The sequence below is a fragment of the Collinsella aerofaciens genome (assembly GCF_015670745.1).
Lineage (GTDB): Bacteria > Actinomycetota > Coriobacteriia > Coriobacteriales > Coriobacteriaceae > Collinsella > Collinsella aerofaciens_T.
The window spans coordinates 49,934-71,380 of the sequence record NZ_JADPCH010000011.1 but is presented as its reverse complement, the minus strand read 5'-3'; the positions used below and the strand labels follow the sequence as shown (position 1 = coordinate 71,380).

Annotated in this window: 13 protein-coding genes and 1 tRNA gene; 8 read left to right on the top strand and 6 right to left on the bottom strand. The window is 61.1% G+C overall.

Going from position 1 to position 21,447, the window contains the following annotated elements:
• Nucleotides 1–166: 166 nt before the first annotated feature.
• Nucleotides 167–1,093 carry a homoserine O-acetyltransferase MetA gene (gene metA, locus I4W07_RS05575; RefSeq protein WP_006235124.1) on the top strand — a complete coding sequence of 309 codons (927 nt, stop codon included), beginning with the start codon at nucleotides 167–169 and terminating at the stop codon, nucleotides 1,091–1,093.
• A gap of 34 nt (nucleotides 1,094–1,127) precedes the next feature.
• Here metA and I4W07_RS05570 read toward each other — a convergent pair whose 3' ends face one another.
• Nucleotides 1,128–1,724, bottom strand: coding sequence for a 5-formyltetrahydrofolate cyclo-ligase (locus tag I4W07_RS05570; protein ID WP_196025883.1), 597 nt, complete (start codon nucleotides 1,722–1,724; stop codon nucleotides 1,128–1,130).
• 315 nt (nucleotides 1,725–2,039) lie between these two features.
• Complete coding sequence (locus I4W07_RS05565; RefSeq protein ID WP_196025882.1) at nucleotides 2,040–5,078, bottom strand: insulinase family protein; 3,039 nt, start codon at nucleotides 5,076–5,078, stop codon at nucleotides 2,040–2,042.
• A gap of 501 nt (nucleotides 5,079–5,579) precedes the next feature.
• On the opposite strand from I4W07_RS05565, the gene I4W07_RS05560 reads away from it, so the two are divergent.
• The gene (locus I4W07_RS05560) at nucleotides 5,580–7,046 is read left to right on the top strand and encodes an ATP-binding protein (protein ID WP_196025881.1); all 1,467 of its coding nucleotides are present in this window, start codon (nucleotides 5,580–5,582) and stop codon (nucleotides 7,044–7,046) included.
• 100 nt (nucleotides 7,047–7,146) lie between these two features.
• Here the strand turns inward: I4W07_RS05560 and I4W07_RS05555 are convergent, their stop codons facing one another.
• Nucleotides 7,147–7,638: a hypothetical protein gene (locus I4W07_RS05555; RefSeq protein WP_196025880.1), complete on the bottom strand. Its 492-nt coding sequence runs from the start codon at nucleotides 7,636–7,638 to the stop codon at nucleotides 7,147–7,149.
• A 215-nt stretch (nucleotides 7,639–7,853) separates the two neighbouring features.
• On the opposite strand from I4W07_RS05555, the gene I4W07_RS05550 reads away from it, so the two are divergent.
• Nucleotides 7,854–8,936, top strand: a complete 1,083-nt coding sequence (locus I4W07_RS05550; protein ID WP_196025879.1) for an HNH endonuclease — start codon at nucleotides 7,854–7,856, stop codon at nucleotides 8,934–8,936.
• 444 nt (nucleotides 8,937–9,380) lie between these two features.
• Here the strand turns inward: I4W07_RS05550 and I4W07_RS05545 are convergent, their stop codons facing one another.
• Together I4W07_RS05545 and I4W07_RS05540 are read right to left on the bottom strand one after the other, a co-directional pair.
• Nucleotides 9,381–10,067, bottom strand: a complete 687-nt coding sequence (locus I4W07_RS05545; protein ID WP_196025878.1) for a DUF5710 domain-containing protein — start codon at nucleotides 10,065–10,067, stop codon at nucleotides 9,381–9,383.
• 225 nt (nucleotides 10,068–10,292) lie between these two features.
• Nucleotides 10,293–10,367 (bottom strand) — tRNA-Val (locus I4W07_RS05540).
• Nucleotides 10,368–10,656: 289 nt separating this feature from the next.
• Here I4W07_RS05540 and I4W07_RS05535 point away from each other — a divergent pair.
• From I4W07_RS05535 to glmM, 3 genes are all read left to right on the top strand, one after another.
• Nucleotides 10,657–11,679: a DMT family transporter gene (locus I4W07_RS05535; protein WP_196025877.1), complete on the top strand. Its 1,023-nt coding sequence runs from the start codon at nucleotides 10,657–10,659 to the stop codon at nucleotides 11,677–11,679.
• Between the two features lie 149 nt (nucleotides 11,680–11,828).
• Complete coding sequence (locus I4W07_RS05530; protein WP_196025876.1) at nucleotides 11,829–14,159, top strand: DUF4012 domain-containing protein; 2,331 nt, start codon at nucleotides 11,829–11,831, stop codon at nucleotides 14,157–14,159.
• Nucleotides 14,160–14,162: 3 nt separating this feature from the next.
• Entirely contained in the window at nucleotides 14,163–15,494 is a 1,332-nt protein-coding gene (gene glmM, locus I4W07_RS05525; RefSeq protein ID WP_196025875.1) for a phosphoglucosamine mutase, read from the top strand.
• A 140-nt stretch (nucleotides 15,495–15,634) separates the two neighbouring features.
• Here the strand turns inward: glmM and I4W07_RS05520 are convergent, their stop codons facing one another.
• Nucleotides 15,635–17,218, bottom strand: a complete 1,584-nt coding sequence (locus I4W07_RS05520; RefSeq protein WP_196025874.1) for a carboxypeptidase M32 — start codon at nucleotides 17,216–17,218, stop codon at nucleotides 15,635–15,637.
• A 503-nt stretch (nucleotides 17,219–17,721) separates the two neighbouring features.
• Here I4W07_RS05520 and pheS point away from each other — a divergent pair.
• Both pheS and pheT read left to right on the top strand, forming a co-directional pair.
• On the top strand, nucleotides 17,722–18,798 hold the full coding sequence (gene pheS / locus I4W07_RS05515) for a phenylalanine--tRNA ligase subunit alpha (protein ID WP_196025873.1): 1,077 nt from the start codon (nucleotides 17,722–17,724) through the stop codon (nucleotides 18,796–18,798).
• Between the two features lie 63 nt (nucleotides 18,799–18,861).
• Nucleotides 18,862–21,315, top strand: coding sequence for a phenylalanine--tRNA ligase subunit beta (gene pheT, locus I4W07_RS05510; protein WP_196025872.1), 2,454 nt, complete (start codon nucleotides 18,862–18,864; stop codon nucleotides 21,313–21,315).
• The last annotated feature ends 132 nt before the right edge of the window (nucleotides 21,316–21,447 follow it).

Below are 21,447 nucleotides of genomic sequence, written 5' to 3'. Positions count from 1 at the left end.
CGTCCTGCTGCCACTTTGCTAGGCTAAAGCGCCGTAGATTTTTGGACATGCCTTAATCTCTACTTTTGGAGTGATTTGGGCCGCTGACGGCATCGCTGGGCGATGTGCTCGCGCGGATGGGGCCGGTCGTTGTACCATAGCTGCAACTGACTCGTAAGGAGCATCCATGCCCATTCGCATCCCCGACGCCCTCCCTGCCGCCGCGCAGCTCGAGAGCGAGAACATCTTTGTCATGACCGAGTACCGCGCGCTGCACCAGGACATCCGTCCACTGCGCGTGCTCATCCTCAACCTCATGCCCACCAAGATTGCCACCGAGACGCAGATCATGCGCAAGCTCTCCAACACGCCGCTGCAGGTGGAGGTGGACCTGCTGCGCACCAAGACGCACGAGGCCACGCACGTGAGCGCCGGCCACTTGGAGACGTTCTACCGCACGTTCGACGACATCCGCGACATCCACTACGACGGCCTGATCATCACGGGCGCGCCGGTGGAGCAGATGCCGTTCGAAGAGGTCGACTACTGGCCCGAGCTCTGCCAGATCATGGATTGGTCCACCACGCACGTGCACTCTACGCTGCACATTTGTTGGGGCGCGCAGGCTGGCCTGTACCATCATTACGGTATCCAGAAGTACGACCTGCCGGCAAAGGCGAGCGGTGTGTTCGAGCATTATCTGGTGAAGCCGCAAAGCCCGCTGGTCCGCGGCTTCGACGACCGTTTCTATGCCGTGCATTCGCGCAACACCGATGTGCGCCGCGAGGACGTGGAGGCCGAGCCGCAGCTTGAGGTCGTGGCCGTGTCCGACGAGGTGGGCTTGTACATCGTCAAGTCGACCGACAGCCGCCGCTTCTTTGTCTTTGGCCATCCCGAGTACGATACCGACACGTTGCGCTTGGAGTACGAGCGCGACGTGAAGCGCGGGCTCAACCCCCAGGTGCCGGCGCATTACTTCCCAGGTGACGACCCCACCGCCGAGCCGCGTAACGTCTGGCGCAGCCAGGCTCAGCTGTTCTACACCAACTGGCTCAACTACTACGTCTACCAGACCACGCCCTACGACCTGGCCCGCGCCGGCGAGGAGCACTAGGCTGCGACTGTGGCCGTGGCTGATGTGACGGCGGTTAGGCGCTGACGATGTGGGGCAGCGGCAGGTCGTGGGCGTCGGTGGGAACGTGGCCGACGCGCTGTTCGTCAAAGGCGATGCCGATGATCTGACATGTGGCCGAAAGCGTGGGTAGGTAGCGGTCGTAGCAACCGCCGCCGTAGCCCAGGCGCGCGCCGGTTTGGTCGAAGGCCACGAGCGGCACGATAATCATGTCGAGAACATCGGCAGGCACGATAGGGAAGCGATCGCTGTCGATGTCCATGGCCGTGAAGGCCCGCGTGGGGTGGGCGATAAACGGAGCCGCGGACGCATCGTCGACAGCAACTGCCCGCATGCATATGCGCTGGCCACAAGCTGTGGCTTCGGCTGCCGAGAGCATGCACGGATAGGCCACGCGCCAGTCGCGTTTGGCGGCCGCCGCGGCAAACGCGGCAGGATTGACTTCGGAACCCATCGCGGCATAGACGGCAACGGTGTGCGGCGCCGCGGCATCCAAGCGATCCAACAGCTCAACAAGCCGCGCGCAGATAACGGCAGACTTCGCTGCCCGCAAGTCCAAATCAAGAGCATCACGCCGAGCAATCACCGCCCGCCGCAACTCAGCCTTGTCCATCCCAACCTCCTCTAGCAAACTTGCCAAAAAGGGACAGGTTTATTTTGGCGGGTTTTATCTGTGCTGTGATGGGCGTCTGCGGCGGTTTGTCTCGATCTGTAACAGTAACTCGGCAAAATTGGACCTAGTTGTTACAGATTGAGACAAAAGGTCGGCGTCGTCTGGAAACGTCTCGATCTGTAACATCTGGAGCCGATATTGCCGTCTAGATGTTACAGATTGAGACAAACCGCCGCGGTGGGCTGCGCCGCCCCGCTCATGCCGCAGAAAAAAGGTAGATTTTCGGGCATGTCCCAAAAATCTACCTTTAGTGCGTTAGCCCAACAGGTTGACGACGTTAAAGCCGGCGTTGCTCTTGGCGATGACGTCTCGGCCGCCAAAAACACAGGTTGGCGATTCGGCCGCAATGCGCGTCACGTCGGCACCGAGCGAGCGAAGCTCACCGGGCGTGGCGGCGAGCATCTGGGCGCGGCGCTCCTCGCGTGCATGTGGATCGAGCCCGGCCAGGTAGGTCGTGTTGCGGCGCTTGGTGAGCGCGTACGGCTTCACCGGCGCGTCCATGCCGCTCACGCAGCTCACGATAAAGCCCTCAAAGGCGGCCTCGTCGGGCTCAAAGCTGCCGAGCCATTCGCCTGCGCGCGCCACGCGCTCAATCGAGGGGTCGATTGCCGGGTCGCGGTAGGTGTAGAACGCCGCCTGACGCTCGCCGGCCGCGCGGAATCCGCAGCCGTACGCACCACCCTTCACGCGGATCTCGTTCCACAGGTAGTCGTAGGAGAGCGCGTTGGCGGCAACCGCCCAGGCGCCCGTCACGTCAATGCCCAGGCGACGCGGATCGCACGCACGCGCGGCAAAACAGATGTCGCTGGGGATGACAAAAGCCTCGTGGCGGTCGCACGGCGCCGGCACCACGAGCGCGTCGCGGCCGGCATCGGCGCCGTCGCCAGCGTCCAGCCCCAGGTCGCCCGCGGCATCCCAGTACGCGTCAAAGTCCTCGTCGCTGCCGGTAAAGCTCGCCATGCAGCCGTCGGCCACAAAGATGCGGCCCGCCAGCTCGGTAAGCTTGGCGCGCAGGCCGTCCAGGCGCTCGTCAAAGTGGTCGAGCAGATCGCGCAGGAACAGATAGAAATCAACGCCCGAAAGCTGCTCGCGCACCACGGCCGAAGGCGAGCTGTAGCTCATCGCGCGACCGAGCGCCGCCGAGTGGCCGTTGTTGATAAAGCCCTGCTCAAGCCCAATGCGAATCTGCGTGAGCACGTCGCGCATGCGGTCGGCGTCGGCGTCTGCCAAAAGCGTGCTCGACCATACCTCGCGCGGCAGATTCGCCAGTGCATCGATCTTCTCGGACAGGGCGCCGGCGCTCACCAGCAGGTAGGGGCGCACGCCGTCTACTTCGGGCTGCGTCATGACTTCGGTCGTAAAGCTCAAAAAGCCGAGCTTGCCGGCGAGCAAGTTATCGAGTTCCTCGGCCGAGTGCTCGCGCGTGGGCAGCTGCTTAAGCAGGCGGCAGAGCAGTGTCACATAGGGCAGGTCCTCAAACGCGACGCAGCTCAGGTCGAAATACTGCATGGCGTAGGCCAGACGGCTGGTGGGGATGCCGTGGCGCAGGCAGGGGATGGGCGCGGTCGTGTCCACGACCAGTGGCGGCTCGGGGCGCGCCTCGCCAATGTCGGACACGCGCAGGCGCGGCAGCGTGGCCTTGGCCTCGGGTGTGTCTTCCGCCTCCTGCGCGGCACGCAGCGCGGCCGTGCGCTCGACCACGTCGGCCAGCTCGGCATCGGTCATGGCATCGCGCTTGGCTGCCAGCTCGGCGGCCTCGGCACCCTCCGAACCCTCGGCGGCGTCCACCGGCACCAGCTCGACCAGTGCCATGTGATCGTTCTGCAGCACCAGTTCGCGCAGCAGGTCCTCAAAATAGCTGCCGTCCAGGTCGCCGCGCAGCTCCTCGTACACCGGGCCGTACTTGAGCGCCAGCGTCGCGGCGTCGTCATCGTAGAGCCACGTGCTCAGCGCGTCGCACGCAATGGCCACGCCGTCGGCGATACCGTAGTCGCGCTGGCGCAGGTCGTATTCGTTGCTGCTGATGATGGCTTCCAGGCGCTCGCGCGGAACGCCATGCTCGCATAGGTCGCGGCAGGCGTCCTGGAACACGCGGCGCAGCTCGCGCGCCACGCCGGGCTGCGCGTTTTGCAGCATGATGAGCTCGTAGGGCTGCAGGCTCTCGGCCGCGGTGTAGCTCACCACGTTGCCGCCCAGGCCGGCGGCCAGAATGGCCTTCTTAACCGGTGCTTCGTTGGAGCCCAGCAGTGCCTCGAACAGGATATCCGCCGCGATCGTGCGTTTGCGGTCGAGCGCGCTGCCCAGCACCAGGCCCAGGCCCACCAGGGCGTTCTCGGGTGTAGTGGCCATCTCGACGCGCTTGTACTCGCAGGTCACGGGTGCCTGCACGCCCAGCGGATTGGGTGCCAGCGTGGACGGGTCCTCGCCGGCGGCAACGGCTGCATCCATGCGCCGGCTCGCGGCGCTCGGCTGCGACAGATAGCGCTCGTCCAAAAAGGCCAGCGCGCGGTCCGCGTCTAGGTCGCCATAGAGCGTGATGTAGGAGTTGGAAGGATTGTAGTGGCGCGCGTGCGTGTCCAGGAACTGCTCGTAGGTGAGCGCGGGAATCGCGCGCGGGTCGCCGCCACTCTCGTGCGCATAGGTGGTGTCGGGATAGAGCGCGGCGTTGACGGCGTCGTCCAGCACGCTCATGGGGTCGGACAGCGCGCCCTTCATCTCGTTGAACACCACGCCGTTATAGCGCAGCGTGCCCTCGCGCAGGCTCGCGGCGCTGCCGTCGCCCTCGGCTCCCTCCGGCAAGTCCAGCTCGTAGTGCCAGCCCTCCTGCTCAAAAATGGTGGGCTTGGTATAGATGGCCGGGTTGAACACCGCGTCCAGGTACACGTCCATCAGGTTGTACAGATCCTGCTCGTTGGTGGTGGCAACGGGGTAGATGGTCTTGTCGGGGTAGGTCATGGCGTTGAGGAACGTCTGCATGGAGCTCTTGATCAGGTCGACAAACGGCTCCTTGACGGGAAACTTGGCCGATCCGCACAGCACCGAGTGCTCAAGAATATGGAACACGCCGGTGGAATCGGCCGGCGGCGTCTTAAAGCCAATGGCAAAGGCCTTGTTTTCGTCATCGCACGCCAGGTACAGCAGGCGAGCGCCCGAGGCGGTGTGGCGCAGCACGTAGGCGTCCGAGTCGAGCTCGGGCACGGTCTCGCAGCGCTCGACGGCAAAGCCGTGGCAGGTAGTGCCGGGCGCCAGCAGTGCGGCGGCAGCGGCGCGCGGGTCGGTTGGGGTGGTGGACATGTGCAGTCTCCTTTGACGCCCCAGCGGGGGCGAATCGAGTCGAATCCTCGAGAGTATACCCATATGGGGCCGCGGCTCTGCGGCGAACTGAAGACGATGCCGGCGGAATGGGTAAAGGCCCCGCGTGACCGCCGCGCGAGCGTGGAAAATTGGACACTCTCGATATCCGACCGTCCGAAAATCCTCGCTCGTCCATCACTCGCGTATCTCTCGTCTCTCATTCGTCTCTAATATGAGAGATGACAGGAAGATGAGAGAAAAATATGAGAGATAACTGAGCAGCAAAGAGACAGGTAATCATGGTATTGTCTCAATACCGATTGTTCTACCAGCAAAAATATGTATAAATGAAGCAAATGGTAGACATTCCATCTCTATCTATCTCTTATCTCTAAGCCGAGAGATAGAGAGATAAATGAGAGATAATTACGAGAGATAACTGAGAGACGAGGGAAATCTATCCGCGGCATTCTCCGCAGGACCGAGCGAAAGGACGTGCAGATGAACGAAAACGAGCTGACCGGTCTGCTTGAGTCTTTAAGGCGTATGGGCTCGGATGATCTTAACGTCGAAGTGAAGGAGAGCGCCACGACGCTTTCCCGCGACGTATGGGAAACGGTGAGCGCATTCGCGAACACTGCCGGCGGAATCATCGTGCTCGGAGTGAGTGAGCGCGCAGGTTTTGTCCCGGTTGAGAACTTCGAGACCGAGAAAGTGCTCAACCAATTTGTGTCAGGCATGGGTGATGCGGGCGGTCGAGGAAAGCTGGCCAATCCGCCTAAATACACGATCGAACGAGTGGAGCTTCAGGGCGTCATCGTTCTCGTCATTACGATTGAGGAGCTCGATCCGTCGAGCAAGCCCTGCTATGTCATAGAGCGGGGCGCCCAGGGCGGCAGCTACAAGCGCATCGATGACAAAGATGTGCCGCTTTCATCGACTGAGGTGCTCGCATTGGCGTCATACGGTCGAGCGACTCCGAGCGATCGCGACGCTGTGGCGGGTGCGGGCGCGGACAATCTCGACGAGACGCTGGTCGACCGTACGATAGATCGGGCTTTCTCGTTGACGCCCCGGGCAATGCGCGGCGCGCCGGACAAACAAACGAAGCTGGAGCGCCTAAATATCCTTGATTCCCAGGGCAATGCCACCAAGGCTGGACTCCTAGTTGTGGGCACCTACCCTCAGCAGTTCTATCCCAAGCTCTTCATTGACGTGGCTGTCCATGCGGGAACTCAGAAGGGCATGGCGGGGTCGCTGAGGTTCATGGACCGCACAATCTGTGAGGGAACGTTGGGCGAGATGATCTCGGATGCCGTCGCAGCCGTCGCCAAGAATTTGCGGCGAACCTCGACCGTCCAAGGCGTCTCGCGTGTCGACTCGCTTGAGATTCCCGAGGAGGTTCTGCGCGAGGCAATCGCCAACGCCGTAATCCATCGAGAATACGGGGATCGGTTCTGTGGACAATCGATTGCCGTCGACGTCTTTGACGATCGTGTCGAGGTGACGAATCCTGGCGGCCTTTACGGGGGAAAGACTCGCGAGAACTTGTTTGACGGCAGCTCCCGATGCCGTAACGCGACGCTCGTGAAACTCATGTCGATTGTCCCGCTGCCGGATGGCGCAGGTTCGCCGGCTGAGGGCAATGGCTCGGGCATCCCGATGATGATCGATGCCATGCGCGCGCATGGTCTGGCCGAGCCCCTGTTCTGCCCGGGGTTCGATCGGTTCAAGGTCGTACTTTACCGTTCAAAGATCGAGCCGGTCGATCATGGCGGGGGCTTAATTGTGACGGCACTCAAACACTACGGCGAGCTGGGGACGCGTGAGCTGGCAGAACGCACGGGGCTTACAATTTCCCAGGTTAGGTCGCGCGTCAACGCGCTCATTGCTCAAGGCGAGCTTGAGCCCACGGCGCCGGCGACGAGCCGCAACCGCAAGTATCGACTGTCAGAGCGCGTGGAATAAATGCGTTAGTGGACGAGGCGACCCAATAATCGACCCTCAATTGGCGCCCACTAAGGTAAAGCGGTTGTTGCTCAGTCGACGGTGATGCTAAAGACTCGGCTTACGCCGGCATGGCCCCGAACCCGTCCATCAAGAACAGCCTAAGAACCAGCTTGATGACATATCCCGGTTTGACTTCTGCCGCGTCAAAGACGTGGCGCTCGGCGAGCTCGCTGCAGTATGCATAGATGTCGCGGATAAGGTCCGCGCCCGAAAGCGTAAACATGTAGCCTGCGTCCGAAAGCGCATTGGGCGCGGCGGGCAACTTGGCCATGTGGCAGAACGTTTGCAGGTCGGGCGCCATAACATTCTGGTAGTCGAGGTGGCCGTTGGCATCCTGTTCGGCAAGCTCCAATTGGCGCACAAAATCCAGCGCCGCTGCTAACACAAAGCTCGGTGTAGGCGCATTGACGTCCTGAGTGGTCGCCACAAGCCTGCCCGCCGCCTGCGTGACAAGCCAAGCGACCTCGCGCTGGCAGCGCACGGCCTTGCGCGTAACCGGCTTGATGGACGAAGAAGAAACGCTCCCCTTAGGCGGATTCGAAGCAATCATAAGACCCTCCCATGAACAATCCGGCCCAACAAGCCCGGATGAAACACGTGCTACATCAGTATACAGGGGAGTGGGGTAGCGGGGTACAAGCGCGCCAGCGGCAAACCGAGAGCATCAACGATGTGCCGATCGCGGAATGAGATCTCGTAATAATTGACTCTCGGCCATATTATTGAGGGGCATGACTCGCGTTCGTATGGTTGTAGGTGCTGGCGATGAACGACATTGACCTTGCTGTTCCGTTGATGGATGGACCAAGCTATGACCGCGCCTGCAGTCTCGTGCCTTCCGAATACGTTGAGGCATGGGAGTGGTTTCTGGGTGAGGAACAGCGCGGCGGCGTTTGGACCAGCCTTCCGCACCACACCAAGGAAGATAGCCCTCAGTATCAGTATCGTTTGAGAATTGGCTCGGACTTCTTTCCCGTAACGCGGGATTCAGGGATCTTCTGGCCGGGCCAGGATCGGGTGAAGCAAGATCCCAATAAGATCTTTGCGCTTTCGGTCCATAACTCTAAAAAGAGCTTCTACACCGATGTGCCTCCGCTCTATTTGGACGATGGTACGTGGGTCATTAAGTACTCGGTTCAAGCGCCGGGTACCGTTGGTTTTCGAGACCAGAATTACAACCGTAAAATGCTCAACTGCATGGAATGTGGCGTTCCAGTCGGAGTCATATTTGCAACCGAGGTGGGCTACAAGGTGCTCGGTCTTGCGTTTGTTGAACGGTTCGAGCCCGAAAACGGATGGTTTGTTCTGCACGGTCCTGTTCATAAAGGCGGACCGGACCCTCGTTTTGCGCCCGACATGAGCTATCTGAAGCACATGCCCGTCGATATTGAGTTTGCCGGACAGGGTACGACCGACGACGAAAAGGTCCGCTATGCGTTAAGGCGCGAGCGATTGGGGCAGCAATGGTTCCGCAAGCAGCTCGTTGCCGCCTATGATGGCCGTTGCGCGGTGTCGGACTGCGGCGTCAGCGAAGCTCTGGAGGCTGCACATATCGAGAATTACTCGGGACCCAAATCGCAGGTTGCCAGCAACGGCATTCTGCTTCGGCGCGATCTTCATTCCCTATTTGATGCTCACCTGATTTCGTTTGAGCCTGTTTGCGGCGAATATCGGCTGTGCGGATCGTACCTGCTGGATAAGACCGACTACGTTTCCTTTGCGGGTGCGACGCTAAGGCAGCCGAATGAGCGTCAGTGGCGACCCAATACGGTGTTTCTTGAGGCCCATCGCATTGAGTTCGATCGCTCGGAAAAGAAGCGTGAAAAGGCGGGGCTTCTGCCGTATTAGCGTATTTGGCTTTGGCATTCTTTGACAATCGTGTTGTTTGATCGGATCGCGTGGCGATGCAATATCGCGCCCACCCGCCGATGCATGCTCTTCCTGATTTGTATAGCGAGAGGGGAGCGTGTATGAGCTGGCGAGGCGATATTGCGATGGGGAAGTACGGAAAACTGCCGTGTGCCCTTATAGACAACAATATGTTTCCGAGCGTAGAGGTTGATTGCGGGTCGTTTGTCGTCACCTGCCCTTGCTGCGGCTCGCAAATACCGTGTCTCGACATTCGGTTCATCGATGCGCGCGACAGACTCAGCGACGAAGTGAGAAAACGGACAGGCGTTCATATGCCGGTGTATCCGGAGAAATGCCCTGTTTGTGGCCTCGATATCGTGTACGACGCCGGCGACGAGGGATAGGTGATGCGGAGGAGTTGGCTGTGAGTGTCTTTTGCCTCTACAAATAAATCCCCTCACCGAGCTGCTTGTGGAACTCGGCGTGATGGTCGCGTGCCCAGGTAAAGAGCGCCTGGTCAAAGTCGGTACGCGCGGCCGGGACGCCAAAGACGCCGGCAACTTCGACGCGCACAAACTCCAGTGCCGGCAGCTTGTTGATGGCGGTGAGGGCAAACGGGGACGAGGGCTCCTCGAACAGATAGCTGCTGCCTTGCAGCGCGTCGCAACTGGTGCACGTGTTGCCGAGCGACGGGGCTTTGGAGGCTCGCGCGCCTACGGGCTTGTAGCCGCAGCGCTTATGAAGGTAGTCGCGGATCTCGCCCGGCACGCAGCCAAGAGCGGGCACGATGGCGAGTGCGTTGGCGTTGGCCGTGTCGATGGCAATGTGCCCGGCTTCGTTGGGCGCGTGCGCGATGGCGATGCTCTCGTCGTTATCGGTTCGATAGGGAATGCCGAAGGCCGCGACCGAGGTCTCTTTGTGACACTTCCAGCACTCGCGCTTGCCCAGTACTAGATATATATACGGCGCTGAGGGGTCGGATCGGTCAACACCGGGCAGCCACTCGGCAAAAGGCTCGGGGTTGACGCCGCTGGGTACATACCAGATCTTCTTGGTCCGGTCCCATTTGGCGCCCAGCGCCTTGGCTTCTTCTTTGTGCGAAAAGGGGACATCGAGCTCGGTGCGCATGGCGGCTCCTTGGTGCTGCAGGTGCAAGTGGCTCAAGGATACCGCAGGGCGCAGACATCGCGGCGTTTTGCTGAGAAGTTGCGGTGCGGACTGATTGGTTATGCCGATGGATAGATCGGCAAGTAGATGGTCGGCTTTTGGCTAGTTGGGCGGTTGGAACTGCCGGCGGATTTGGCGACATAAAACAAAACAGCCCAGAGACATAGCCTCTGAGCTGCGAACATTTGGTGGGCGTTAGAAGATTTGAACTTCTGACCTCTTCCGTGTCAGGGAAGCGCTCTCCCCCTGAGCTAAACGCCCGATCAAGGGTGCGCAAGCGCGCAAGGGATAATATAACGGAGCCTGAACTCGGTGGCAAGAACATTTTTAAAAATCGCTTACATTGTGGAATTCGGGGGCTTTGTCGCATCCATTTCAAAAGAGCCTGCTGCCGCGATTTGGCTGTCGCATAATGCAAGGCCATTGCGGTATCGAGCTATGGAAAGACGCCTGCGGAATTGTCCTACCGATAAGCGGACAAGCCTCCAGCTGGTGACTTCGCCGTGGTAAGGTAAGCCGAATTGTTTCCAGGCTGTTTCGGGGGAGTGGAATGAGCAAAGAGTGTGTCGAGCAGGTCGAAGGCGCAGGGGCTTCGGTGCCGATGACCGATATATCGAACATTGATGTGCCCGAGGGCACCGACGAGCTCAGCCGCAACACCCGTCGCGCATGGCGCGACCGCCTGAACAGCGCTTCGACGCGCAAGATGATCACGGGCGTCTTGGCTACGCTGGTGGGCGGTTCGTTTTGGGGCTTCTCGGGCACCAGCGCGAGTTTTTTGTTCGATACCTACCATGTCGATACGCTGTGGCTTATGAGCATACGGCAGATTCTCGCCGGCCTGCTCTTTATGGCTGTGGTTGTCACGCGCGACCGCGCACGCCTGGTCAAGCTTTGGACGACGCCCGCTGATCGCAAGCAGCTGCTGCTCTTTACCGCTTTTGGCCTGCTGTTCAACCAGTTTTGCTATCTTTCGGCCGTGCGCCTGACGAACGCCGGAACCGCGACGGTGCTCCAGTGCCTGCAGCTCGTTATCATCATGGGCTACGCCTGCGTGACCGATCGCCGCATGCCGCGTACTCGCGAAGTCATCGGCATTGGCCTGGCTCTGGGTGGAACCTTTTTAATCGCCACCGGTGGCGACCCTACCAGCCTGAATATCTCGCCGCTTGGCCTGGCAGCAGGTCTTATGTGTGCGGTCAGCGCCGCGTGTATGGCGGTGATTCCCGCCAAGATCCTGCCCGAATACGGCAGCCCCATCGTCACGGGCTCGGCAATGCTCACGGCGGGCGTGGTCTCGTGCGTCTTCGTGCGGCCTTGGGCGCATATGCCGGCGCTCGACGCTGCCGGCGTCGAGGCGCTCGCGGTGTTCGTGGTTATCGGCTCGTTTTTTGCTTACATGCTTTATATGCAGGGCGTTAAGGACATCGGCTCGGTGCGCGCGAGCCTCATCGGAACTGTGGAGCCGGTTTCGGCGACCATCACCAGCGCCGTTATGCTGGGGACGGTGTTTTTGCCGACCGACCTTATCGGCTTTGTCATGATCATCGTGATGATGTTCCTCGCGGTGTAGCTGGCGCCGCTGCCAAGACGGAAAAGGTGTTGTGCCGCATTTTCGCCAATTGACGTCCGTGTCTGGAGTTTAGCTGTCGATGCTCAAAATGCCATAAACTAGCAACGTTATGGACTTTTTCATTGCGACTCAATTGCGAGGATTTCTTTATGGCTGGTAATCACTTTAAGGGCAGCGATAGCGGCCGCCCTGCAGTTCCGCCGCGTCCGAACGGGGCTGGTAAGGCCGGCACGCCGGGCGGCGCTGGACAGGGCGGTTCCGGTAAGCGCGTGTCCCCGGGCGAGACGGCGATGTTTACCGCTCTGTACGAGCAGTCTCAAAAGGCAAAAAAGACCGGCCGTGCAAGAGGGAATGTCTTTGCGGGCGGTGCAACCTCCACGCCGCAGCCGAGCGGGGCTCCTTCGGTACCCGCGAACAACGCAGGTGCTGCCAACGCCGCGAATGCCGCCGGCAACGTTAATGCCGACAAGGCCGCCAACAATACTCCCTCTGCCGGTGGCGCGGGGCTTACGGGTAACCTCGGCACGATTTACACCGGCGCCTCCGAGACTGGCACGTTTGCCCGCCTGGATGATAGCGGTGCCGAGTTTGCGGGCTCGGGTTCCAAGGAAGATTATTACGATTTTGGTTTGAACTACGGTAGCGACGCTTCGTCGAGTTCGACCTCTGACGGTCTGGTCCGTCATCGCCATCGCAAGGGCGAGCGCAAAAAGCGTCACACCGGCGCCATTATTGCCGCTGTGGTCGCGGTGCTTCTCGTTGCGCTTGGCGCAAGCGGCTTTATGCTGCTTAACTCGGCAAAGACCGTAAAGAGTGAAGCGAAGGAGGCTGTCGAGATCGTCGGTGGCCTTAAGGACAAGGTCACGTCGGGCGATTTTTCGACGCTGCCTGACGACGCGAAGAAGATCGATGAGCTCTGCGACAGCATGAAGGCGGAGACCTCGAGCCCGCTGTGGACGGCGGCTTCGTTTATCCCGGTGTATGGCAGCGATATCAATGCGGCCCGCACCATGATTGACGCCCTGTCCGATGTCTCGAGCAACGCGCTGGTTCCCATGGCCGATAACCTTTCGCAGGCCACGCCCGGCAAGCTGTTCCAGGACGGCATGATTAACGTGTCCGCGCTGCAGGCGGTCGCCGATTCGCTTTCCAGCAGCTCGAAGGTGTTCAAGAGCGCCAACGAGAAGGTCCAGGGCATTGGCGATACTCATATTTCCCAGGTGACCGAGCTGGTCGATAAGGCCAAGGACGGCTTTGCCACCCTCAACGGTGCGGTTGACGCGGCGGAGAAGGTCGCCCCCGTCCTTCCCCAGATGCTCGGCGCCAACGGCCAGACGCGTCATTATCTTGTGCTCGCGATGAGCAACGTCGAGATCCGCGCCTGCGGCGGTTTCCCCGGTTCTCGCGGCGTGATGTCGGTGACTGACGGTAAGCTCGAACTGGGCGATTTTGTCAAAGTCGACATGATGAAAGAGCCTTTGAGCCCGCTTCCCATCACCGATGAAGAGGCAAACTTGTTCACGACCGGATGGGGCCTGACCGGATTCAACACGCTCGGATACACGATGGGCGACGTTACGATGACGCCTGATTATCCGCGTGCGGCTCAGCTTGTCAGCGATATGCAGAAGGCCATTGTCGGAGATGACATCGACGGCGTATTTGCAGTCGATCCGGTATTTTTGCAGTATATGCTCGGCGTTGTAGGTGGCACACAGCTTCCTGACGGCACCGTCGTTGATGGAAGCAACGCTGCAAAGGTGCTGCTGCACGATATTTATTGGAATTACCCGGTAGAGGAACAGGACGCCATTTTTGCGGCGGTTGCCGGATCAGCTTTTAACAAGATTGTGGACGAACTGGGCTCCAGCGATATTACTAAGATTGCTGCCGCCATCGAAAAGGGCGCTTCCGAGGGTCGCATCCTCATGTATTCGAGAAATGATGACGAGGAAAAGGCCGCGAAGGCTCTTGGAATATCGGGCGCTCTCCAAACCGATACGTCGGAGGCTCCGATCTTGGGCGTTTATGTGAACAACTACAGCTATTCAAAGATGGATTGGTTCCTCGATAAGCGAGTCACCATCGATTCTTCGGTTGAAAATGCCGATGGCTCGACGACGTATCGAGTGACCACCACGCTCAAGAACACGATGACCCCCCAGGAGAAGGCCGAGATGCCTGGTTATTTCCAGGGCCATAACGGCATTAGCCAGGATATTGACGATGAGGTGCTGAGGCTTTATCTCTATGCTCCTGCGGGAGGCAGCATTTCGGATATTAAGACTTCGGGCTCCGGTTCTATCGAGATGAACGAAGCGACGCACGATGGCTTGAAGGTTGCATGGGGCGGTGTCCACATGCTTCTTGGACAAGACATAAAGGTCGAGTATACGGTCACGACTTCGAAGGACTCTGGGCACAAAGAGCTTAAGGTTCGTACCACGCCAACCGCTCAAACGTTCGAACAGGATAAGTAAGATATGAAGTACTTTGGCACCGACGGCTTTCGCGGCGAGGCCAACGTTGGGCTGACGGTAGAGCACGCTTATAAGATTGGCCGTTTTGTGGGCTGGTATTACGGCGCCAACCGCAGTGCTAAGGCGCGCGTTATCGTGGGCAAGGACACACGTCGCTCGAGTTATATGTTCGAGGCGGCGCTGGTGAGCGGTCTGGTCGCGAGCGGTGCGGACGCCTATATGCTGCACGTGATCCCGACGCCGGGCGTGGCGCATCAGACCGTGGAGGGCTGCTTCGATTGCGGCATCATGATCAGCGCGAGCCACAACCCGTTTTGCGATAACGGCATTAAGCTCGTCAATAGCGACGGTTTTAAGATGGACGAGGACGTACTGGAGCTCATCGAGGACTACATCGATGGCAAGAGCGAAGTTCCGTTGGCCACGGGCAACCACATCGGTGCCACGGTGGACTACATGCAGGGCCGCAACCGCTACATCGCTTCGCTCATTGCAAGTGCGAACTTTTCGCTGCAGGGCGTCAAGATCGGTATTGACTGCGCCAACGGCTCGGCTTCCTCGGTGGCCAAGCCGGTGTTTGACGCGCTCGGTGCCGACGTGCGCGTGATCAACGCCGCGCCCGACGGCTTTAACATCAATGTCGACTGCGGCTCCACGCATATGGAGCGCCTGCAGCGCCACGTGGTGGAACAGGGTCTGGATGTGGGCTTTGCCTACGACGGCGATGCCGACCGCTGCCTGGCCGTGGACGAGCGCGGCCGCGTGGTCGACGGCGACCAGATCCTGTACGTGTGCGGCGTGTACCTGAACAAGCACGGGCGTCTCTCGGGCGGTACCGTGGTACCGACGATCGCCAGCAACTTTGGTCTGGTCAAGTCGCTGGAGCTTGCCGGACTGAGCGCCGTGACCAGCGGCGTGGGCGACCGTCACGTGTATGCCAAGATGCGCGAGGGCGGCTACAGCCTGGGCGGCGAGCAGACGGGCCATACGATCTTTGGCGATATCGAGCGCACGGGCGACGGCATTATGACCTCGCTGCGCGTGATGGAAGTGATTCGTGCCGAGCGCGAGACACTCTCGCAACTCACGGCTCCGTGCAAGCTGCTGCCACAGGCGCAGGTGGCCGTGCACGTGGCGGACAAGGACGCCGCGCTCGAGAACATGGGCGTGCAGAACGCCATCGCCGAGGCCGAGGCTGCGCTGGCAGGCGAGGGCCGCGTGCTCGTGCGCAAGAGCGGAACCGAGTCGGTTATCCGCGTGCTGGCCGAGGCGCCCGACCAAGCATCCGCCGATGCCGCCATGAAGCGCATCTCAAGTGTTCTGGAGGCTCTTTAGTTACGCGGTTTTACCAAACCGCGTAACTGCTCGACGCTGCAAAGGTAGTCATTGGGGACGTTCTTAAACGACTAGGTGGAAAGGGGACGCTGCGGATTGGTTCCGCGGCGTCCCCTTTGCGTCGGCGTGTCGGTTATGCCCTACAGCTCGTAGAGCGTGGTGAACTTGTCCTGCAGGTAGCTGCAGTAGTAGCGGGCATCGAACGCCATGCCGCACGCGCCCTTGATGAGCTCCGGCGCGTCCTTGGCGCGGCCCCACTGCCAAATGTGCTCGCCCAGCCAGGCGCGGACGGGTGTCAGGTCGCCGCTCGCGCAGGCGCCGGTAAGGTCGACACCGTCGCGGCACATGGCCGGCACAAACATGGCGTCGTAGGCGCTGCCCAGCGCATAGGTGGGGAAGTAGCCAAACGAGCCGCCGCTCCAGTGCGTATCCTGTAGGCAGCCGTGTGTGTCGTCGGGAACGGGAATGCCCAGGTACTCATCCATGAAGCGGTTCCAAAGCGCGGGGATGTCCTTGGCCGTGGCCTCGCCGGCAAACAGCATGCGCTCGATCTCGTAGCGCACCATAACGTGCAGCGGATAGGTGAGCTCGTCGGCCTCGGTGCGGATCAGCGAAGGCTGCGCGATGTTCACGGCGTGGTAGAGCGTGTCCTCGTCGACGTCGCCGTAGACCTCGGGTGCGTGGCGGCGCAGCACCTCGAGCAGCGGTCCCATAAAGGCGCGGCTGCGACCCACGGTGTTCTCGAAAAAGCGGCTCTGGCTCTCGTGGATGCCCATGGAGGTGCCGCCCTCAAGACAGGTGCGCGCATAGGCGGGATTGACGCCCAGCTCGTACATGGCATGTCCCGCCTCGTGGATGATGCTGTAGACGTTGGAGATGCAATCGTTCTCGTAGATGTGTGTCGCGATGCGCGCGTCACCCACGGCAAAGCCCTCGCTAAACGGGTGTTCGGTAAAGGCAAGCGTGGTGTCGTTCAGGTTCAGGCCGACGAGCTTCATAAGGTCGAAGCTCATGGCGCGCTGGGCGGCCTCGGGCACGCGGGCGTGCAAAAAGTCGGCAGCGGGCTGCTGGCCGCGCTCGCCGATGGCGTGCACGAGCGGCACGACCGTCGCCTTGACCTCATCGCAAAACGCATCGAAGCTCTTGGCGGAAAGGCCGCGCTCGTACTGGTCGAGCCAAACGTCGTATGGGTCGCGCTTGGGGTCCATGAGCTCGGCCTGATGCTTAAGCTGGGCGACGATTCTATCCACATAGGGCTCAAAGCTCGCCCAGTCGTTGGCCGCCTTGGCCTTGTGCCACACGGCGTCGGCCTCGCAGGTGAGCCTGGTCCAGGCCTCGGCCTCCTCGGTGGGGATGGCGCCTGCCTCGCGCTGGTCGCGGCCGAGCACGCGAATCTCGTCGAGCAGCTGCGGGTCGTCGATCTTGCCGCCCGCGACCGTCTCGCGCGCTAACGAGCGTACGAGCTCAACAGACTTCTCGCAGGTCAGTAGCTTGTGATGTTCGCCGGCAAGCGTGCCCATGGCGTCGGCACGGGCGGCAGCGCCGTTGGCAGGAGCAATCGTCGCTCCATCGAACTCGGCAATCTTGAGCAGGTACTCGCGAGTCCACAGCTTGCCCTCGAGTTTGCGGAACTTTTTGACGGCCTTGTCGACTTTAGCGGCCTTGACGCCCTTGGCGGCCTTTGCCACGGCTGCCTTGGCCTTCTTATCGAGTTTCTTTCCCATACCGTATCCTTAATCTCGCAGGCCGAGCGTCGCAAGCGGGTGCGCGGCCAGTTTGCACAGCTACCTGCCTTGTACCCAGCGCGAACAAAACGGAACGCGGCGATGCGCTCGCGAAATGTGTTATCCTATAGCCCAATGCGTTGACGGAGAGGGTTTTGCCCGCCGCGTCGCCGGCAAGAGAGGGAAGGTCATGGGCTGCAAGCCTTCCTGCGGTGGCAAGGGCCAAGCGTTCACTCCCGAGCAGCGACCTCAACGGGCACGCGGCCGGCGGCAGCGAGGCCCCAGTAGGGAAGCCGTGAGCCTCGCGATAAGGGGCGCAGAGTGGGCGCGGCGGGCCAGACATCCGCCGGGTCAAACAAGGTGGTACCGCGGAATTTAACCGTCCTTGGGCAATGCACATGCCCGAGGGCGGTTTTTTGTTACCGAACCGGGCCGCGCATCCGCAGCATCGGGCGGCGTCAGCCGTCCCGGAGCGCGGATGCGCGAGAGACGAAAGGGAAGACATGAGTCTGATTGATGATCTGGTCAAACTCGAGGAAGAGGCCAAGGAGCTCGTCGCAGGCGCCGACGACGCCGAGAAGCTCGAGGCCGCGCGCGTCGCGCTGCTCGGCCGCAAGGGCCGCATCACCGGCCTGATGCGCATGATGGGCAAGCTCGCCCCCGAGGATCGTCCCGTTATGGGCAAGCGCGCCAACGAGATGCGCCAGCTGATCGAGGGCATGCTCGACGAGCGCACGACCGAGATGAAGGCCGCCGCCCTTAAGCACGCACTCGAGCACGATGCCGTCGACATCACGCTGCCGGGCATCCGTCCGCAGATCGGTCACCAGCACCTGATCAAGCAGATCATCGAGGAGGCCGAGGACATCTTCTGCGGCATCGGCTACACTGTCGAGTCCGGCCCCATGGTCGACACCTCCTACTACAACTTCACGGCGCTTAACGCCCCCATGGATCACCCGAGCCGTTCGGCCCGCGACACGTTTTACGTGGTCGACAACAACCCCGGCAGCGTTGCGCACCCCGAGGCGCACGCCCACGGCGAGTCCGACGTGCTGCTGCGCACCCAGACCTCGGGCGTGCAGATCCACACCATGGAGTCGCAAAAGCCGCCCATCTACATGATCTGCCCGGGCACCGTCTATCGTCCCGACACGGCCGATGCCTGCCACCTGCCGCAGTTTAACCAGATCGAGGGCCTGGTCGTGGACGAGGGCATTACTTTCGGCGACCTCAAGGGTACGCTCGACTATTTTGTTAAGTTCATGTTTGGCGAGGACCGCAAAACGCGCTACCGCCCGCACTTCTTCCCCTTCACCGAGCCTAGCTGCGAGGTGGACGTGAGCTGCCACGTGTGCGGCGGCAAGGGCTGCAACTTCTGCAAGCACAGCGGCTGGATCGAGATTCTGGGCTGCGGTATGGTCGATCCCAACGTCCTTATCAACTGCGGCATCGACCCCGAGAAGTACACCGGCTTCGCCTTTGGCATTGGCGCCGAGCGCGTCGCGGCACTGCGCTACGACCTGCCCGACCTGCGCACGTTGATGACTGGTGACATGAGGTTCTTGAACCAGTTCTAGAACGCTTTCTTCTTAGTTGCAGTTTCCGGCTCAAAGCCGCATTTATGAAAGGAGACCAGTTAGATGCGTGTTTCTTACGACTGGCTCAAGACCATGATTGATATTCCGGAGGATCCCAAGACCCTTTCGGACGAATATATCCGTACCGGCACCGAGGTCGAGGCGATCGACACCGTGGGCGAGTCCTTCGACCACGTGGTGACCGCCAAGGTGCTCACCAAGACCCCGCACCCCGATAGCGACCACATGTATGTGTGCTCGGTCGACGTGGGTGACAAGAACCTCGACGCCGACGGCAACCCCGCTCCGCTGCAGATCGTCTGCGGCGCGCAGAACTTCGAGGCCGGCGACCACATCGTCACGGCCATGATTGGCGCCGTGCTTCCCGGCGACGTCAAGATCAAGAAGAGCAAGCTTCGCGGCGTCGTGTCCATGGGCATGAACTGCTCCGCGCGCGAGCTCGGCCTGGGTGGTGACCACTCCGGCATCATGATCCTGCCCGAGGATACGCCCTGCGGCATGCCGTTTGCCGAGTACGTGGGCTCGAGTGATACCGTGCTCGACTGCGAGATCACGCCCAACCGTCCCGATTGCCTGTCCATGATCGGTATGGCCCGCGAGACCGGCGCCATCTTCGATCGCGATTTCCACGTTGAGCTGCCCGCCATCAAAGCCGAGACCGGCCGCGCGACCGACGACGAGCTTTCCGTCGAGATTGCCGACGAGGGCCTGTGCGACCGCTACGTTGCCCGCATCGTGCGCAACGTCAAGGTCGGCTCGTCGCCCGACTGGATGGTCAAGCGCCTTAACGCCTTGGGTGTGCGCCCGCACAACAACATCGTCGACATCACCAACTATGTGATGATGCTCACCGGTCAGCCGCTGCACGCCTTTGACCTGGACACCTTTGCCGAGCGCGATGGCCACCGTCGTGTGGTGGTTCGCGCCGCCCAGCAGGACGAGAAGTTCACGACGCTCGACGGCGAGGAGCGCGTGCTCGACGCCGGTATGGGCCTCATCACCGACGGCGAGCGTCCCGTGGCGCTGGCCGGTGTCATGGGTGGCATGGATTCCGAGATTGAGGACGACACCGTCGACGTGATGGTCGAGAGCGCCTGCTTCAACGCCGGCCGCACCTCGCACACCAGCCGCGACCTTTCGCTGATCTCCGACGCCTCCATTCGCTTTGAGCGCCAGGTCGACGAGACCGGCTGCGTGGATGTCGCCAACGTCACGTGCGCGCTCATCGAGGAGATCGCCGGCGGCGAGGTCGCTCCCGGCTACGTCGACGTTTTCCCCGCGCCCAAGACCATCGATAGCATCAAGCTGCGCTTGGCCCGCGTGCACGCCATCTGCGGCGCCGACATCGAGCCCGACTTTATCGAGCGCTCGCTCACCCGTCTGGGCTGCACCGTCGAGCGCGACGGCGAGGACTTTATGGTTACCCCGCCGAGCTTCCGTCCCGACCTGCCGCGTGAGATCGACCTGATCGAGGAGGTCCTGCGCCTATGGGGTATGGGCCGCGTTACGGCGACCATCCCGGCTGCCAAGAACCACATCGGCGGCCTGACCCGCGAGCAGAAGCTCACCCGTAAGGTCGGCGAGATCCTGCGCGCCTGCGGCCTCAACGAGACCACGACCTTTGGCTTTGCCGCCCCGGGCGACCTGGAGAAGATTGGTATGTCCACCGAGGGCCGCGGCTGCCCCGTGGTTCTCATGAACCCGCTGGTGGCCGAGCAGACCGAGATGCGCCGCTCGCTGCTGCCGGGTCTGCTGCAGTCTGTGGCCTACAACGAGGCCCACGGCACGCCCAACGTGCACCTGTACGAGGTCGGCAGCCTGTTCCATGGCCGCGAGAACGCCAGCCTGCCCAAGGAGACCAAGTCCGTGGCGGGTGTGCTCTCGGGCCAGTGGAGCGAGCAGTCTTGGAACATGAAGTACCGCAAGCTGCGTTTCTTCTTTGGCAAGGGCATCGTTGAGGAGCTGCTTGCCCAGCTGCGCATCGAGAAGGTTCGCTTCCGTCCCGTCGAGGGCGAGAGCTATGCCTTCCTGCAACCGGGTCGTGCTGCCGAGGTACTCTCGGGCGGTACCGTGCTGGGCTGGGTTGGCGAGATCCACCCCGAGGCGCGCGAGGCTATGGGTATCGACGAGGTCGTCGTTGCCTTTGAGCTTGACCTGGACAAGCTGATCAAGGGCGCCCGCAACCAGGATAACTACCGTGAGTTCTCGCAGTACCCGGCCGTTGAGCACGACCTTGCTATCGTGGTCGACAACACTGTGACCTGCGAGGATCTTGAGCGTCGTATTACGAGTGCCGGCGGCAAGCTGCTCGAGGGCGTGCGCCTGTTCGATGTCTACCGCGATCCGGTCCGCATCGGCAAGGGTAAGAAATCCATGGCCTTTGCGCTTACGTATCGCTCCGACGACCACACGCTCACCAGCGAAGAGGTCGAAAAGGCGCACCAGAAGATCGTCACCAAGGTGTGCAAGGGCGTAAACGGCGAGGTCCGCGGCTAGGTCCTGCGCCGGATATGGGCCAGCGTCGGCTGCCGCCGAGTCTTACGTGACTGCTGTTTTCGGTATAAGGCACCGTTGAGCCTGCATATATGACACGCGCATTACATAACGGCGTGCTGCTTTGTCGGCAGT

What these genes read in the sequence shown, in the direction of transcription:
- I4W07_RS05555 (WP_196025880.1), bottom strand. Translation starts at nt 7,638, where the DNA reads ATGATTGCTTCGAATCCGCCTAAGGGGAGCGTTTCTTCTTCGTCCATC.
- pheS (WP_196025873.1), top strand. Translation starts at nt 17,722, where the DNA reads ATGAGTCTGATTGATGATCTGGTCAAACTCGAGGAAGAGGCCAAGGAG.
- metA (WP_006235124.1), top strand. Translation starts at nt 167, where the DNA reads ATGCCCATTCGCATCCCCGACGCCCTCCCTGCCGCCGCGCAGCTCGAG.
- I4W07_RS05545 (WP_196025878.1), bottom strand. Translation starts at nt 10,067, where the DNA reads ATGCGCACCGAGCTCGATGTCCCCTTTTCGCACAAAGAAGAAGCCAAG.
- I4W07_RS05570 (WP_196025883.1), bottom strand. Translation starts at nt 1,724, where the DNA reads ATGGACAAGGCTGAGTTGCGGCGGGCGGTGATTGCTCGGCGTGATGCT.
- pheT (WP_196025872.1), top strand. Translation starts at nt 18,862, where the DNA reads ATGCGTGTTTCTTACGACTGGCTCAAGACCATGATTGATATTCCGGAG.
- I4W07_RS05535 (WP_196025877.1), top strand. Translation starts at nt 10,657, where the DNA reads ATGAGCAAAGAGTGTGTCGAGCAGGTCGAAGGCGCAGGGGCTTCGGTG.
- glmM (WP_196025875.1), top strand. Translation starts at nt 14,163, where the DNA reads ATGAAGTACTTTGGCACCGACGGCTTTCGCGGCGAGGCCAACGTTGGG.
- I4W07_RS05565 (WP_196025882.1), bottom strand. Translation starts at nt 5,078, where the DNA reads ATGTCCACCACCCCAACCGACCCGCGCGCCGCTGCCGCCGCACTGCTG.
- I4W07_RS05560 (WP_196025881.1), top strand. Translation starts at nt 5,580, where the DNA reads ATGAACGAAAACGAGCTGACCGGTCTGCTTGAGTCTTTAAGGCGTATG.
- I4W07_RS05520 (WP_196025874.1), bottom strand. Translation starts at nt 17,218, where the DNA reads ATGGGAAAGAAACTCGATAAGAAGGCCAAGGCAGCCGTGGCAAAGGCC.
- I4W07_RS05530 (WP_196025876.1), top strand. Translation starts at nt 11,829, where the DNA reads ATGGCTGGTAATCACTTTAAGGGCAGCGATAGCGGCCGCCCTGCAGTT.
- I4W07_RS05550 (WP_196025879.1), top strand. Translation starts at nt 7,854, where the DNA reads ATGAACGACATTGACCTTGCTGTTCCGTTGATGGATGGACCAAGCTAT.